General features: G+C 74.7%; 14 protein-coding genes and 1 tRNA gene. 2 read left to right on the top strand and 13 right to left on the bottom strand.

The window, feature by feature from the left end:
• The first annotated feature begins 41 nt into the window (after positions 1-41).
• Positions 42-230, top strand: coding sequence for a DUF5703 family protein (locus tag RM780_RS03040; protein WP_311628850.1), 189 nt, complete (start codon positions 42-44; stop codon positions 228-230).
• A 70-nt stretch (positions 231-300) separates the two neighbouring features.
• Here RM780_RS03040 and RM780_RS03035 read toward each other — a convergent pair whose 3' ends face one another.
• From RM780_RS03035 to RM780_RS03025, 3 genes are all read right to left on the bottom strand, one after another.
• Entirely contained in the window at positions 301-1,143 is an 843-nt protein-coding gene (locus RM780_RS03035) for a chaplin (protein ID WP_311628849.1), read from the bottom strand.
• Positions 1,144-1,287: 144 nt separating this feature from the next.
• Positions 1,288-1,524, bottom strand: a complete 237-nt coding sequence (locus RM780_RS03030; RefSeq protein WP_311628848.1) for a chaplin — start codon at positions 1,522-1,524, stop codon at positions 1,288-1,290.
• Positions 1,525-1,659: 135 nt separating this feature from the next.
• A complete protein-coding gene (locus RM780_RS03025; protein ID WP_311628847.1) occupies positions 1,660-2,994 on the bottom strand; it encodes a M20/M25/M40 family metallo-hydrolase in 1,335 nt (444 codons plus the stop codon).
• A 159-nt stretch (positions 2,995-3,153) separates the two neighbouring features.
• Between RM780_RS03025 and RM780_RS03020 the strand changes: the two genes are divergently transcribed.
• Positions 3,154-3,241: transfer RNA gene (locus RM780_RS03020), tRNA-Leu, on the top strand.
• Here the strand turns inward: RM780_RS03020 and RM780_RS03015 are convergent.
• The 10 genes from RM780_RS03015 to RM780_RS02970 form a co-directional block, all read right to left on the bottom strand.
• Complete coding sequence (locus RM780_RS03015; protein ID WP_311628846.1) at positions 3,204-4,397, bottom strand: MSMEG_0565 family glycosyltransferase; 1,194 nt, start codon at positions 4,395-4,397, stop codon at positions 3,204-3,206. The genes RM780_RS03020 and RM780_RS03015 overlap by 38 nt on opposite strands.
• On the bottom strand, positions 4,394-5,224 hold the full coding sequence (locus RM780_RS03010; protein WP_311628845.1) for a carbon-nitrogen hydrolase family protein: 831 nt from the start codon (positions 5,222-5,224) through the stop codon (positions 4,394-4,396). The genes RM780_RS03015 and RM780_RS03010 overlap by 4 nt, the downstream gene beginning before the upstream one ends.
• Positions 5,225-5,314: 90 nt before the next feature.
• On the bottom strand, positions 5,315-6,169 hold the full coding sequence (locus RM780_RS03005; RefSeq protein ID WP_311628844.1) for a carbon-nitrogen hydrolase family protein: 855 nt from the start codon (positions 6,167-6,169) through the stop codon (positions 5,315-5,317).
• On the bottom strand, positions 6,166-7,626 hold the full coding sequence (locus tag RM780_RS03000; RefSeq protein WP_311628843.1) for an MSMEG_0567/sll0787 family protein: 1,461 nt from the start codon (positions 7,624-7,626) through the stop codon (positions 6,166-6,168). Before RM780_RS03000 ends, RM780_RS03005 begins: the two co-directional genes overlap by 4 nt.
• A gap of 5 nt (positions 7,627-7,631) precedes the next feature.
• Positions 7,632-8,732 carry an MSMEG_0568 family radical SAM protein gene (locus RM780_RS02995; RefSeq protein WP_311628842.1) on the bottom strand — a complete coding sequence of 367 codons (1,101 nt, stop codon included), beginning with the start codon at positions 8,730-8,732 and terminating at the stop codon, positions 7,632-7,634.
• Positions 8,733-8,744: 12 nt separating this feature from the next.
• The gene (locus RM780_RS02990; RefSeq protein WP_311628841.1) at positions 8,745-9,266 is read right to left on the bottom strand and encodes an MSMEG_0572/Sll0783 family nitrogen starvation response protein; all 522 of its coding nucleotides are present in this window, start codon (positions 9,264-9,266) and stop codon (positions 8,745-8,747) included.
• Positions 9,267-9,331: 65 nt separating this feature from the next.
• Entirely contained in the window at positions 9,332-10,156 is an 825-nt protein-coding gene (locus RM780_RS02985; protein WP_311628840.1) for an amidohydrolase family protein, read from the bottom strand.
• Positions 10,157-10,171: 15 nt separating this feature from the next.
• On the bottom strand, positions 10,172-11,497 hold the full coding sequence (locus RM780_RS02980) for an MSMEG_0569 family flavin-dependent oxidoreductase (RefSeq protein WP_311628839.1): 1,326 nt from the start codon (positions 11,495-11,497) through the stop codon (positions 10,172-10,174).
• Entirely contained in the window at positions 11,494-11,799 is a 306-nt protein-coding gene (locus RM780_RS02975) for an MSMEG_0570 family nitrogen starvation response protein (RefSeq protein WP_311628838.1), read from the bottom strand. The genes RM780_RS02980 and RM780_RS02975 overlap by 4 nt, the downstream gene beginning before the upstream one ends.
• A gap of 127 nt (positions 11,800-11,926) precedes the next feature.
• Positions 11,927-13,705 (bottom strand): NACHT domain-containing protein, encoded by a 1,779-nt coding sequence (locus RM780_RS02970; protein ID WP_311628837.1) that lies wholly within the window; start codon positions 13,703-13,705, stop codon positions 11,927-11,929.
• Between the last annotated feature and the right edge of the window lie 108 nt (positions 13,706-13,813).

The raw sequence follows: 13,813 nt of genomic DNA, 5'->3' as shown, positions 1-13,813 counted from the left end.
GACGGTATCGGCATCCAGGGCTTGCCCGCACAATAGATACGATGCCGGAATACGAGTTTCGTGACGTGTACGTGCCACGCGGCGTTTCCCGCGCCGCGGCCACCCGCCTGCTGACGGAGCACGCCGAGTACGGACACTGGGAGCTGGCCAGGCTCCGCCTCTATCCCGACGGCAGCCGCCAGGTGCGGCTGCGGCGGAGGATCATCCGCCAGACCCGGGCCACATGGTGACGCGTGGGCCCCGCCCTGTGGCGGGACCCACGCGCCTGTGCACCGCAGCGCCGCGTGCGGCGCGGAGCGGTCAGCCCCTGCGGGCCATCGACCGGCCGCGCCGGTAGAGCACGACACCGCCGATCAGCAGGCCGGCGCCGAGCGGGAGCCCCGCGGTGGCGGCCAGGCTGCTGCCGGTCTCTGCCAGCTCGGCCGGAGCGTCCTCGCGCGGCTGGGACTCGGTGACCCGCGTCCCTTCCGGCTCGGGCTGCTCGGCCGGGGCCTCCTCGCCGTCCACCGGCGCCGCGGGACGCTCCGGGCGCTCCGGAGTCTGCGGCTGCTCGGGGGTCTGCGGCTGCTCGGGCGCGGGGGCTTCCCCGACGGAGCAGTCGTTGCCGTAGACCGGGTTCAGGATGCCGACCACGTCGATGGAGTTCCCGCAGGCCTGGACCGGCACGTCGACCGGCACCTGGACGGCGTTCCCGGAGCCGACCCCCGGGGAGCCGACCGCCTGGGCTTGGGCCCCGGACGCGCCGGGCCCCTGCTGTCCGCCGTGGTGACCGCCGCCTTGCGAGCCGCCACCCTGGTGACCGCCGCCCTGCGAGCCGCCACCCTGGTGGCCGCCGCCCTGCTGACCGCCCTGCTGACCGCCGCCTTGCTGACCGCCCTGCGAGCCGCCGCCCTGTCCTCCGTCGCTCTGGACGCAGGAGTTGCCGAACGCCGGGTTGAGGGCGCCGACCACGTTGACGGAGTTCCCGCAGGCCTGGACCGGCACGTCGACCGGCACCTGCACGGTGTTCCCGGAGAGGACCCCGGGCGAGTGAGCGGCGACGCCGCTCGCATCCGTGTCGGCGTGGGCGGAGCCGCCGATCGCCGCCAGCAGTCCGCCGGCCGCGGCCACGGTGATCAGGCCCTTCCTCGTGACCTGTCGCATTCGTTGATCCCCTGACTCGTTGCTCAATGGATGCGGGGTGGGGGGATGAGGGCTCCCGCACCCGATGTGAAGCCGAGCGGCCCCGGAGCGCCGACGCACTCCGGGGCCGCGGCTCAAGCCCTCGATGGGAGTGGGGGCGAGGCGTTACTTGCTGAGGCAGGTGTTGCCGAACGCGGGGTTCAGCAGCGCGATGATGTTCACGGTGTTGCCGCAGACCTGCACCGGGATCTTGATCGGAACCTGGATCACGTTGCCGGAGATCACACCCGGGCTACCGGCAGCAACACCCTGCGCGCCGTCCCCCGCGGCGGTGGCCACACCGGCGCCGGCGAGCATCAGACCGCTGGTGGCAGCCGCGACGGCCACGACCTTCTTGATCATTATTCCTCCTAGTTGACAATGCCGCCCCAGCCGGGGACTGCAATTCCTGCAACGAGGAGGGCGAAACAAGGGCACGAACCGACGTGATCTTTCACTCAGGCTGAGGAATTCCGCACGAATGAGCGATTCAAGGGGTCAGCACTGGTCGAGGAAACGGTCGAGCACCCGCACGCCGAACGTCAGCCCCTCGATCGGTACCCGCTCGTCCACCCCGTGGAACATGCCCGCGAAGTCCAGCTCCGGAGGCAGCTTCAGCGGGGCGAAGCCGAAGCCCCTGATGCCCAGGTCGTCGAAGGACTTCGCGTCCGTCCCCCCGGAGAGCATGTACGGAACGGCCCGCGCCACCGGGTCCTCCGCCCGCAGCGCCGACTGCATCGCCTCCACCAGCGCCCCGTCGAACGACGTCTCCAGCGCCTTGTCGGCGTGCACGTCCTCGCGGCGCACCCGGGGCCCGAGGATCCGGTCCAGGTCGGCGAGGAACTCCTCCTCGAACCCCGGCAGGAAACGCCCGTCCACGTGCGCGGTCGCCTGCCCCGGGATGACGTTGACCTTGTACCCGGCGCCGAGCTGGGTGGGGGCCGCGGTGTTCTGGAGCGTTGCCCCGATGATCTTGGCGATGCCGCCGAGCCGGGCGAGGGTGGACTCCATGTCCTCGGGGTCCAGCTCGATCCCCAGGGCGTCGGAGAGCTCGTCCAGGAAGGCCCGCACGGTCTTGGTGACCCGGACGGGGAACTTGTGCCGCCCCAGCCGCGCGACCGCCTCGCACAGCTCGGTGATGGCGTTGTCCTTGTTCGTCATCGAGCCGTGGCCGGCGGTGCCCTCCACGGTCAGGCGCATCCAGTGCATGCCCTTCTGGGCAGTCTCGATGAGGTAGAGCCGCAGGTTCTCGTTGACGGTGAAGGAGAAGCCGCCCACCTCGCTGATCGCCTCGGTGACGCCCTCGAACAGCTCGGGGTGGCGGTCCACCAGGTGCCGCGCGCCGTAGAGGCCGCCCGCCTCCTCGTCGGCGAGGAAGGCCAGCACGACGTCGCGCGGCGGCTTGCGGCCGGTGCGCATCCGGTCGCGGACGACGGCCAACGTCATCGCGTCCATGTCCTTCATGTCGACCGCGCCGCGCCCCCAGACGCAGCCGTCCGCGATCTCGCCGGAGAAGGGGTGGTGCGTCCAGTCCTCGGCGTTCGCCGGCACCACGTCGGTGTGCCCGTGGATCAGCAGCGCCGGGCGGGAGGGGTCCTCCCCCTCGATCCGCGCCACGGTGGAGGCCCGCCCGGGGTGCGACTCGAAGATCCGGGGCTCCAATCCGACCTCGGCGAGCCGCTCCGCGACGTATTCGGCGGCGGCGCGCTCGCCGGGGCCGGAGTGGTCGCCGTAGTTGCTGGTGTCGATGCGGATCAGGTCGCGGCAGAGGCCGACCACCTCATCCTCGGCACGGGGGCCGCCCGGCCGGAGCTCCGATGTCGACTCGCTCACGTCGCCTCCTCCTGCGATGGGGATCCGCCCCATCCTCCCCCGCGACCCCCGCACCGCCCAAGGCCGTCCTGGCCCGCCGCACGGGGAGATCGTCAACCCTCGGCTTTGCTATGGTGTCCCACGTCGCCCCGGCCACCACCGGCCCCGGGCGCACACCCTGTCCGGGTGGCGGAATGGCAGACGCGCTAGCTTGAGGTGCTAGTGCCCGTTTAAGGGCGTGGGGGTTCAAGTCCCCCCTCGGACACCAGCCTTTTCGGCCTCTGACCTGCAGGAACGCTCTGGGTGCGGATGATGGTCCGCTGTGCGGGAGCGTGCGTGGGGCGCAGTGAGCGGTAGAAGTCCAGGTGGTGGCGGGCCGCCTCCGTCCAGGTGTGGCGGGCTGCCAGGGTCCGGCCCGCGGCCCGGCGGGGTGGGTCGGGGGTGGTGAGGGCCTGGTCCAGTTCGCCGGCGAGGTCCTCGGGGGTCGCCGCGAAGCGGGCGGCGCCGGCGAAGACCTCGTGGAGGACCGGCAGGTCGCGGACGATCAGGGGGACGCCGGCGGCCAGTGCCTCCATGGCGGCCATGCCGAAGCCCTCCTTGAGCGAGGGGAACGCGAACGCGTCCGCCGCCGCGACCAGCGTGGGCAGTCCGGCGTCCGGGACCGTGCCGAGGATCAGCGGCCGGACGCCCAGTTCCGCCGCCCGTGCCTCCCAGCGGGCCCGGTACTCGCGGTAGTCGAAGAGCGTCTCGCCGCCGGCGATCACCAGCCGCACCCCCGGGCGGCGCCGGCGCAGCAGGGCGTACGCCTCCAGCAGGTCGAGCGAGCCCTTGCGCGGTTCGATGCCCCCGACCGTCAGCACGTACCGCCCGCCGATGCGGCCGGCCCACGCCGCGCGGCCGGTGGCGTCCCCGGCCGCGGCGGCGAACCGTTCGTGGTCCACGCCGTTGGGGATGACCTCGGCCGCCAGGCCCCATCCGGCGGCGAGTTCGTCGGCGACTGTTCGCGAGACGCAGATGTGCGCGTACGGCTCGGTGATCGCCCTCTCGTGGCAGGCGGCCAGCTCCGGGGTGGTGAAGTGGTCGATGTGGTGGACGGTCCGCACGCAGCGGCCCACGGCGTTGGCGCTGATGCAGTCCTGAGCGTGCACGACGTCGTAAGGGCCGGGGTCGAAGGCGGCCCGCAGCATGGCGATCGACCGCCGCACCCGCTCCCCCACCGTCTCCTGCGGCGGTCCGTCGGGGAAGGGCACGACCCGCTGCCGCACGGCCGGGTCGACGCGGCGGAAGAACCCTTGGTCGCCGCCCCGGCCCAGGGTCCAGACGGTGACGTCCTGTCCGGCCGCCGCGAGGGCCTCGGCCAGCGCGAGGGTGTGGACGACGCCGCCGCGCGGCTTGGTCGAGTAGCTGAGGAGGGCGATCCTCACGCGCGGGCCTCCCGGTAGCTGGCGGGGCGCCGCTCGTCCAGGTGGCGCAGGACGCGGCGGGCCCGCTCGATCTCGGCGCCGACGTCCACCTCGGCGACGGCCAGTCCGGCCTTGGCCCAGGTGCGGGCCAGGATGTCGCCGCCCGGGCCGACCACCTTGGCCTGGCCGAGGAAGCGCATGCCGCCCATGGCGCCGGTCTGGTTGGAGGAGGCCAGCACGACCTGGTTCTCGGCGGCGCGGGCCTGGTCGTAGAGGTCGAACAGCTTCGCCTGCCGGTCCTGCGCCATGCGCGGGGCGCGGTTGGTGACGCTGGTGGGCCAGGCGGACAGGCAGGCGAGGATCTCGGCGCCGTCCAGGGCGAGGCTGCGGGCCGACTCGGGGAACGTCTTGTCGTAGTCGATGAGCATCCCCACGCGGCCGGCCGGGGTGTCGAACGCGTCGAAGCGGTCGCCCGGCGTGTAGACGACGGTCTCTCCGGCCGGGAGGTGGACCTTGCGGTGACGGCCGAGGACGCCGTCGCCGCTGACGCAGACGGCGGCGTTGTACCGTGCGCCGCCGTCGTCCTCGCAGTAGCCGACGCAGACGACCATCTCGGCGGCCAGGCGGCCGACTTCGGCGATCAGCGGGTCGTCCGGTTTGAGGGCGGGCGGCAGGGCGTCGGGGTCGGGGTGGCGGAGGTCGGCGAGATAGCCGCCGAGCGCGGCGTCGGGCAGCACGAGCAGCCCGGCGCCCTCCTTGCGGGCGTCGTCGATGAGCTTGGCGATCCTCGCCAGGTCGAAGTCCAGGTCGCGGCCGAAGTGGGCGGCAGCGGCGGCGATCCGGGTCACGTGGGTCTGCCTTCCGGTTTCTGCGGGACGGGTGGCCGTGGGACACGTCGCCGTGCGGACGCGCACCCGTGCGGGGTCATCATGCCGGGCTCAGGCCGGGAACGCGGCCGGGGCCTGCGCGTAGGCGTCGGGGCGGCGGTCGCGCAGGTGGGCCATGGAGCGGCGAGCGGTCTCCAGGGCGCGGGCGACGTCGAGTTCGGCGGTGGCCACCCCGGCCGTGACGCCCGTGGCGGCCAGGACCTCGCCGCCGGGGTCGACCACCTTGGCGCTGCCCACGAAGCGCAGCGAGCCGAACGTCCCGGACTGGTTGGCCGACAGCCACACCATCTGGTTCTCCAGTGCCCGGGCCCGGTCGAAGAGGTCGAACCGCCGCTTCCAGCGGTCCTCGGCCAGGTCGGCGGCGGGCTGGGTGCGGGCACCGGGCCAGGCGGACACGCAGACGCCGATCTCGGCGCCGTCCAGGGCCAGCGCGCGGGCGGACTCGGGGAACGCCTTGTCGTAGCAGATCATCATGCCGATCCGCCCGGCCGGGGTGTCGAACGCGCGGAAGCCGTCGCCGGACGCGTAACTGGCGTCCTCGCTCAGCGGCTGGTGCACCTTGCGGTGGTTGCCCAGGACGCCGTCGCCGCTGACGCAGACCGCGCTGTTGTAGCGGCGCCCGTCCGCGCCCGCCTCGCAGTAGCCCGCGACGACGGTCATCCCGCCGGCCAGTGCGGCCAGCCGGCGGATCTCCGGCCCGTCGGCGGCCAGCGCGGGCGGGCCCGCGTCCTGGCCGGCGTCGCCCTCGAGGCTCAGCAGATAGCCGCCGAGGCATGCCTCCGGCAACGCCAGGAGCCGGACGCCGTCGGCCCGGGCCCGCTCGATCAGCCCGGCGGCGACCCGGAAGTCCTCCTCCAGGTCGCGGCCGAACCCGGCGGCGACGGCGGCCATGCGTACGGTGCTCATGCGGTCCCCATTCCGGTCACCGTTCCGGCGACCGCCTCCGTGATCTCTCCGTCCGGCCAGCGCAGCGCGACGCCCCGCCCCGGCGTCAGCTCCCCGCACACGGCGCTCACCGCCGGGCCGCCTGACCCCGCGCCTGGGGCGGGGGTGCCGGGCCTGTCGGCCGTGAGCAGCGCGAAGCCGGGGAAGCACGTCAGCCAGTCCCCCGCCGTCGCGCTGGCCGGGCGCGGCACGGCCGCCACGTCCAGCACGGCCGCGCAGCCGCTGGCCTCGGCCAGCATGCCGAGGGTGCCGGCGATGCCCGCCATCGACACGTCCTTGGCGGCGGCGGGCCGCGCGCCGGGCCGCGTGTCCGCCAACGTGCTGACGAGGGCGCGTAGTTCGGCGGCGGACCGGTGGCTGGTGGAGTCCCACTGGCGGCCCCGGTAGCCCGGGCGCCAGCCGCCGCCCACGTCGGCGGTCAGCCGGACGGCGTGCCCGGGCCGGCCGCCGCCGCCGGGCACGGGACGCGCGGCGCGGCCGAGCGCGGTGACCGACAGGGCGGCGGGGACGCCTAGTTGGGTGTGCCCGCCCAGCACGGGCACGCCGTACGCGGTGGCGGCCCGGGTGAGGCCGGCGAGCACCCGGGCGGCGTGGGAGGCGTTGCGGGCACCGAGCGCGTCGAGCAGCCCGACCGGGGTGGCGCCCATGGCGGCCAGGTCGTTGACGTTGACCAGGACCGCACACCAGCCGGCCCACTGCGGGTCCCGTTCGACCATCGAGGGCACGATGGCGTCGCAGGCGGCGATGAGGTCGCCGCCCGGCACGGGGGCGCCGTCGTCGCCGACAAAGCCGGCGCCGCCCGGCGCCAGTCCGGCCAGCAGCGGCCCCAGGGCGCTCTTGGCGGCGGCCTGGGCGGCGATCCGCCCGATGGGCCGGCGCATCAGCGTGTGCGGGGCGCCCGCGACGGTGACCGGCCGGACCGGCCTCCAGCCGAGCCGGGTGAAGAACACCTCGTTGCGCCGCTGGACGGTGGCGTCGAAGCGCAGCGCGCCCTCCGCCTCCGCGCGGGCGCAGGCCGCCCGGACGAGTGCCGCGCCGATCCGGCCCGCGCGCCGGGCGGCGGGTGCGACGACCAGCCGCCCGCCGGCCCACCAGCCGATGTCGGGGCCGTCGTGCGCCGGGCCCAGCCGGACGCCGCCGAGCACGGCGCCCTCCCGGTCCCGGGCGACGAGCACGACGGTGCGCGGGTCCTCGTCCCGGTCGTCGGCGTCGTGGCCCTCGAAGAGTCCCTGCTCGTGCACGAAGGCGTCGCGGCGCAGCCGCCGGTAGGCGGCCAGGACCGGGCCGCCGTCGGCCTGTTCGACGCGGTACGGGGGCTGCCGGTCGAGGGTGTTGCGGTCGCCGAGCAACGCCAGGACGTCCTCGGGCCCGTCGGGCCACGCGGGCGGGGGCCCGCCGGCCGGGTGCCAGGTCCGCACGCCGCTCACCCGCCGGCCGTCGCCAGGACGCCGCAGGCCCCGCAGGCCGCGCAGCCGGCCTTCTGGTCCGCGCCGGTCATCCCCGCCGCGCGGAGCCGGGCGGCCACGGCGACGGTGACGCGGTGCAGAGTCCGGGGGTCCGGGGCCTTGGCGCCGTCGCGGGCGGCGAGCGTGCCGCGCATCGGGCGGAACGGGACGACGAACGGGTAGACGCCGCGTTCGATCAACCGGGCGGCGCCCGTGATCAGTTCGTCCGGGTCCTCGCCGAGGCCGACCAACAGGTAGGTGGAGACCCGGTTGTGGCCGAAGACGCGGACGGCCTCGTCCCACGCGGCCTCGTAATCGGCCAGCGGCACCGTGGACTTGCCGGGCATCCAGCGGCGGCGGACGTCCTCGTCCAGCGACTCGGCGTGGATGCCGATGGCACTCGCCCCGGCCTCGCGCAGGGCGCCGATCCAGGCCAGGTCGCCCGGTGGCTCGCACTGGACCTGGATCGGCAGCCCCGGCACGGCGGCCAGCACGGCGCGTACCGAGCGGGCGAGGGCGCGGGCGCCCCGGTCGGGGCCCGCGGTGGTGCCGGTGGTCATCACCATCTGCCGCACGCCGTCCAGCCGTACGGCGGCCTCGGCCACCTCGGCGAGCTGCGCCGGGGTCTTGGCTGCGACGGTCGCGCCGGCGCGCAGGGACTCCTCGATGGTGCAGAAGCGGCAGCGGTCGGACTCGGCGTAGCGGACGCAGGTCTGAACGACGGTGGTGGCCAGCACGTCGGCGCCGTGCAGGCGGGCGATGTGCTCGTAGGGGACGCCGTCGGCGGTGGTCAGGTCGTAGAACTCCGGCCGCCGCACGGGGGTGAGGGTCAGGCCGGTGTCGGTGGGCGACTCGGTGCCGTCGCCGAGCCAGACGCGGCCGTCGCGCACGGTGTAGGGGCTGTGGGGGTTGGTGGGGAGCGCGGCGTTGGCACCGTCGACGAGGACGTGGCCGTCGTCGCTGGGCCCCGCGCCCTCGGGCCGCCTCACCTGCGCGTCGTCCATCCGGACGCCGTGCAGGGCGAGTTCGGCGCGGGTCATGATCCGCACATCCACCGGCGTGCCGGTGCCAACGCTCATCGGGCGCCTTCCTCAGAGCTGGTAGGTGGAGTTGATGATGGCGCCCTTGCGCGCGTAGTGGATCAGCGCGTCCTGGACGTCCAGCGGGTGAGTGGGGATCACTCCCTCGATCAGGTCCTCCTCGCGGGCGCCGTGCAGGGAGAGGCCGAAGCGGCAGCAGTAGACCTTGCCGCCCTCGGCGATGAAGGTCTTGAGCTGGTTGTTGATGTTGTGCTCGCCGGGGAACGCCGAGTTGCCGGTGGTCGGGAAGCCGCGCGTGGCAAGGCAGTTGAGGGAGCCGGGGCCGTAGAAGTAGATGGCGGTCTCGAAGCCCTTGCGCAGGGCGCGGGTCGCCTGGAGGACGGCGACGAAGCTGACGGACGACTCGTGGGCGATGCCGTGCACGAGGGTGAAGTACGTCTCGCCGTCCTCCGCCTGGTAGTCGGGGAAGACCTTGGTGCTGCCGTAGATGCTGGAGCCCTCGGGCAGCGAGGGGTGGGGGATCTCGTTGAGGGACGTCTTCTCGACGTCGCTGAGTTCGGCGGTCTCGGACATGGCTGATCTCCTTGCGTCGGTGCCGGTAACGGGCGTGCGGTCGTGGGGCGTTGGGGGGCGGGCGGTCAGTCGTAGAGCGTGGCGAAGGTGTCCCGGAAGACGAGACGGCCGAGCTCGCCGTCGCCGGTCGCGGCGCGCATCCGGGCGTACTCGCCCGCGAAGTCGCCCCACGGCTGGTCGCTGGCGAAGAGCACCCGGTCGTGGCCGATGCCGCGGCGCTCGATCTCCCGGGCCAGCCAGTGCGGGGTGAAGCCGATGGCCCAGGAGAGGTCGGTGTAGACGCGCTTGCCGGCCTCGATCCAGTCGAAGAAGCGGGAGCCGGCGAGCTTGATGTGGCCGCTCATGCCGCCGCCGAAGTGCACGAGATGCAGGGGCACTCGGTCGGCGTACCACTCGACGAGGCGGCCGACCTCGTCGATGTCGGAGGCGGCGCCCGGCGAGGTGTGGACGTGGACGACCAGCCGGTGGCGTTCCGCGGCCCGGAAGATCCGGTCCAGCGGCGGGCGGCAGGCGGGGTCGGTGGGGCGGCCTCCGAGGAGGAAGCTGAGCTTGAGCGCCCGCACCCCGGCCTCGCCCGCCAACGCCAGGGCGTTGTCGGTGCGTTCGGCGTCCTCGGGGCGGGGGGAGACCCACAGTCCCGCCCGGACCCGGTCGTCGGCCTGTGCGGCCTCGACGGCCAGCTCGTTGAGGGAGAAGGCGATGTCCGGGTCGGGGACGCCGTAGTTGGGGATGACCAGGGCGCGGGCGGTGCCCTCGTCGTCGAGGTCGGCGAGGAACTGCCTGACCGTGGCGCGGGCTGTGACGTCGGGGCTGACGGGCGGGCCGCCGTAGAACGGGTGGGCGGGCAGAACGCCGATGTGCCGGTGGGCGTCGGCGTGGCCGGAGGTCATGGGGCGTCCGCTCCTTCAGCCGACGGGGAGGGCCGGGGCGACGGCGGTGGGGGCGCCGGTCAGCGCGCCGCAGACGTCGGCGAGCCGGCGGGAGGCGTCGATGTGCGCGGCGAGGAACTCCGCGTCCCTGCCGACCGCTTCGAAGCGGCCCGAGCCCCAGGAGTGCTGCCAGGGCAGGCCCAGGAAGTACAGCCCCGGGCAGCTCGTGGCGCCGCGCCGGTGCATCGGGTAGCCGCGTCCGTCGAAGACGGGTATCTCGATCCAGCGGTGATCGCGGGTGAACCCGGTGCACCAGATCACCGAGGTGACGCCGGCGGCGTCGAGGTCGAGGGCGCGCGAGGCCGTTCCGGGACCGGGCCGCCAGACGGGGACGTAGCGGGCCTCGTCCGGGGCCGTGATGCCGTGGGCCTCGATGTGCGCGTCGATGGCGTCCTTGATGGACTCGGCCACCGCGTCGGCGTGGTCGAGGTTGGCCGCCAGGTCGCCGGCGAAGGTCAGGGAGGCGCCGACGGCGCCTGCGAGCCGCCCGTACAGGCGCATGCCCTGGCGGGCGAAGGCCCGCAGGTCGATGTCCCGGCCGCCGTCGCGGCCCGTCACGTAGTGGTTGACGCGCAGCCGCACCGCCTCCGCCCCGGCGAACTCGTCGATGCCCTTGGCGTAGTGGCCCATCTCGTTCAGCCAGGCCACGCAGTCACGGCCCCGGTAGAAGCGGGCCACGCGCGGAGCGCTGCCCACGGCCAGGTGCACCCGGCGGCCGGCCAGGTGGAGATCCTCGGCTATCTGGCAGCCGGACTGCCCGGTGCCGACCACCAGCACGTCCCCGTCGGGGAGTTGGCCCGGGTTGCGGTACCGGGATGAGTGGAGCTGGAGGACCCGGGACGGCAGCCGCTCGGCCAGGCGCGGGACGTTCGGCGCGTGGTAGGGGCCGGTGGCGACGACGACCTGATCGGCCGTCATCTCCCCGGCCGTCGTGGTGAGCCGGAAGGTGCCGCTCCCCGTGCGCCGCAGCCGGGTGACCCGCACGCCCTCGAGCAGCGGCGGCGCGGTGGCGGCGGCGTAGTCCTCCAGGTAGCGGACGATGTCGTCGCGGACCATGAACCCGTCCGGGTCGGGGCCCCGGTAGGGGAAACCCGGTAGCCGGCACTGCCAGTTGGGCGTGACCAGGCAGAACGAGTCCCAGCGCCGCTCGCGCCACTCGTGGCCCACCCGCTCCGCCTCGATCACGAGGTGGCGGACGCCGCGTTCGGCGAGCCGGTGGCTCATCGACAGCCCGGCCTGCCCGCCGCCGACGACGGCAACCTCGTAGTGGGCGCCGCCGGTGCCCGGCCCGGGCGCGGTCACCGCTGGCTCCCGTCCGCGCCGGTCAGCGCCTCGACCACGACCTCGGCCCCGGGCGAGGCGGCGTGGGCGGCGGCGGTCGCCTCGATCTCGGCGAGCTGCGCGGCGGTCGCGGTGCAGGCGTAGCCGAACCGCGCGCGGACCCGGTCGCTCGCGATGCCCAGCGCCTGCCGGCTGCGCTCGACGAAGTCGTCGAGGGGATACCCGGCGCCGGGCTCGAAGAAGTCGCGGACTACGGTGGAAGGGGAGTAGCAGCGCTGGACCGTGCCGTCCGGCCAGCGCACGCGGACATACATCTCGGGCATGAGTGTCCTCCAGCCGGAGCACCGGCCGCCGCGGGGAGAGCGGTTCCGGTGCTGCTCGTGGGGACTACTTCAGCCGCCGGCGATTACCGGTCGAAGTCATCCGGAATAAAGGGGTGTTGCCAAAAGCTCACCGAGGGTGACGTGCCGTCGGATCCGGCGAGAGCGGTCGCGGCGCCGCTGCCGCGCGGCCGAGGTAGTCCTGGAATTCGCGGTGGCGGAACCGGTAGGCCGTTCCCGCCCGTCGCATCAGGCCGGCGTCGACGCACCGGTCCAGGAAGCGTCCCAGCCGCCACGGCAGCCAGCGGCCCGAACGCCGCCGCGTCCGTATCAGCAGGCCGAGGTAACGGGCGTTGAGGGGGCAGGTCCAGAGGGCGGAGACGAGCGCGATTCCGAGACCGACCGCCAGGCCGGTGGCGGCGCCGAAGGACAAGCCGGGCAGGAGGCCCGCGGCGGCTCCGAACACGGAGCCGAACGCGAGCGCGACCGTGCGTTCCTGGCGGAAGAATGCGCCCCTTCTCGCCGTTCCCGCGTCGCCGGGCCCCAGGAGAAGCAGCACGAGCCCGCCCGCGAGGCCGAGCAGCGCCCCGGCCACGAAGCCGAGGGGAGCGACGGGAAGCCCGTGCTCGACCCAGGCGGCGGAGCCGGTCACGAGACCACCGATGACGCCCGCCAGGAGCGCTGCCCGCAGGGAGCGCCGTTCCGGCGGCGTTCCCAGGTGCCGCGGGTCGAGCCGCATCGGCGGAGGCCACATGCGCGACCAGGGCTCCGAAGGCGCCCTCCCTACGACGGCGACCGCCAGCGTCACTTCGGGATACCCCGAGGCCGCCCCCGCGACGACCGCGACGAACAGCGTCGCGGCCAGCGCCAGCGAGGTCGAGGTGCGGCGGGCGCGGCGGTCCCCCGCCAGGGGCCACAGCTCGTGCGGGACGAGGTCGGTGGCCGGGAGTCTCCGGCGGTCCACGGTGCGGGCCGTGGCGGTGTTGTCCTCCAGGTAGCGGGCCAGGGTCGTCAGCCACGACCGGACGCGGGCCGGCCTGTGGACCCGGCGGCCCGTCGCGGGGATCAGCAGGCTCAGCAGGTGCTCGCGGAGCGCTTCCGGGGTGTTGAGGGCGGGGTCGAGCAGGCCGTCGGGATCCAGGTGCTCGTAGGCGGTGGCGGCGGGGGCCAGCAGCCAGGGCGTTGAGAGCGCCTGGGCCAGGGGCCCGGCGGGGGCGGCGGCCAGGTGGTCCAGGACGCGGCTCCACCGGGCGTACGCACCGGGCGGGCCGGCGAGGAAGGCGCGCACGGCAGGTGCGTCCGGGGTCCGCAGCTCGATGCGGGCGGTGTCCTCGGCCCAGGCGCCCCGGGTCTCCAGGTGCGTGAACGCCGCGGTGCGGCAGGTCAGCACCAGCCGGTCGCCGCGCGGGTCCGCCCGGTAGGCGTCCATGGCCGCCAGCGCGGCGACGGCGCGGGACTCCGGCCCGGGCTCGGGGTCCGCGTCCATCTCGTCCAGGCCGTCCAGCACGGGGAGAATCCTGCGGGCGGCCACCAGCGCCTCGGCCTCGGCGCGGCGCAGCCGGTACGCCCTGACGAGACGGCCGGCCAGCCACGCCTGGAACTGACAGCGGCCGGGCTCGAAGCCGGTCAGGTCCAGCCGCACGGGCACCGGGTCGCCGTCCGCGCGGTCTTGGAGGAGCAGCAACGCCAGGCGCAGGGCCAGCACGCTCTTCCCCGCTCCCGGGGCTCCGGTCACCACCAGCTGCCCGGGGCGCAGTCCGCGCCAGTGGGCGGCGAGGTCCCGCGGCGTCGCGGCAACGGCGGCGCCGGACGCCCACGGGACGTCCATCACGCGCTCCGGCCGCCCGGCCACCACCCGCCACGCGGCGGTCTCCGCCGCCAGGACCTCGGCCGCGAGCCGGTCGGCCACCTCACGCGTGTCGCTCTCCCGCCCCCGCCACACCCGTAACGCCCGCACCCCGGCCCTCGGCGCGGGTCTCCCGTGCTTTCCCCCCACGACCAACCGCCCTCCCCCGGC

Origin of the sequence: Streptomyces boetiae (genome assembly GCF_031845405.1) — a bacterium.
Taxonomy (GTDB): Bacteria; Actinomycetota; Actinomycetes; order Streptomycetales; family Streptomycetaceae; genus Streptomyces; species Streptomyces boetiae.
Note: the sequence above shows the minus strand (reverse complement) of the source record. Positions and strands in the feature narration are given on the sequence as shown.

Excerpts from the sequence above, each read along its gene's own strand:
- RM780_RS03040 (WP_311628850.1), top strand. The coding sequence starts at position 42 with ATGCCGGAATACGAGTTTCGTGACGTGTACGTGCCACGCGGCGTTTCC.
- RM780_RS03035 (WP_311628849.1), bottom strand. The coding sequence starts at position 1,143 with ATGCGACAGGTCACGAGGAAGGGCCTGATCACCGTGGCCGCGGCCGGC.
- RM780_RS03030 (WP_311628848.1), bottom strand. The coding sequence starts at position 1,524 with ATGATCAAGAAGGTCGTGGCCGTCGCGGCTGCCACCAGCGGTCTGATG.
- RM780_RS03005 (WP_311628844.1), bottom strand. The coding sequence starts at position 6,169 with ATGAGCACCGTACGCATGGCCGCCGTCGCCGCCGGGTTCGGCCGCGAC.
- RM780_RS02995 (WP_311628842.1), bottom strand. The coding sequence starts at position 8,732 with ATGAGCGTTGGCACCGGCACGCCGGTGGATGTGCGGATCATGACCCGC.
- RM780_RS02990 (WP_311628841.1), bottom strand. The coding sequence starts at position 9,266 with ATGTCCGAGACCGCCGAACTCAGCGACGTCGAGAAGACGTCCCTCAAC.
- RM780_RS02985 (WP_311628840.1), bottom strand. The coding sequence starts at position 10,156 with ATGACCTCCGGCCACGCCGACGCCCACCGGCACATCGGCGTTCTGCCC.
- RM780_RS02975 (WP_311628838.1), bottom strand. The coding sequence starts at position 11,799 with ATGCCCGAGATGTATGTCCGCGTGCGCTGGCCGGACGGCACGGTCCAG.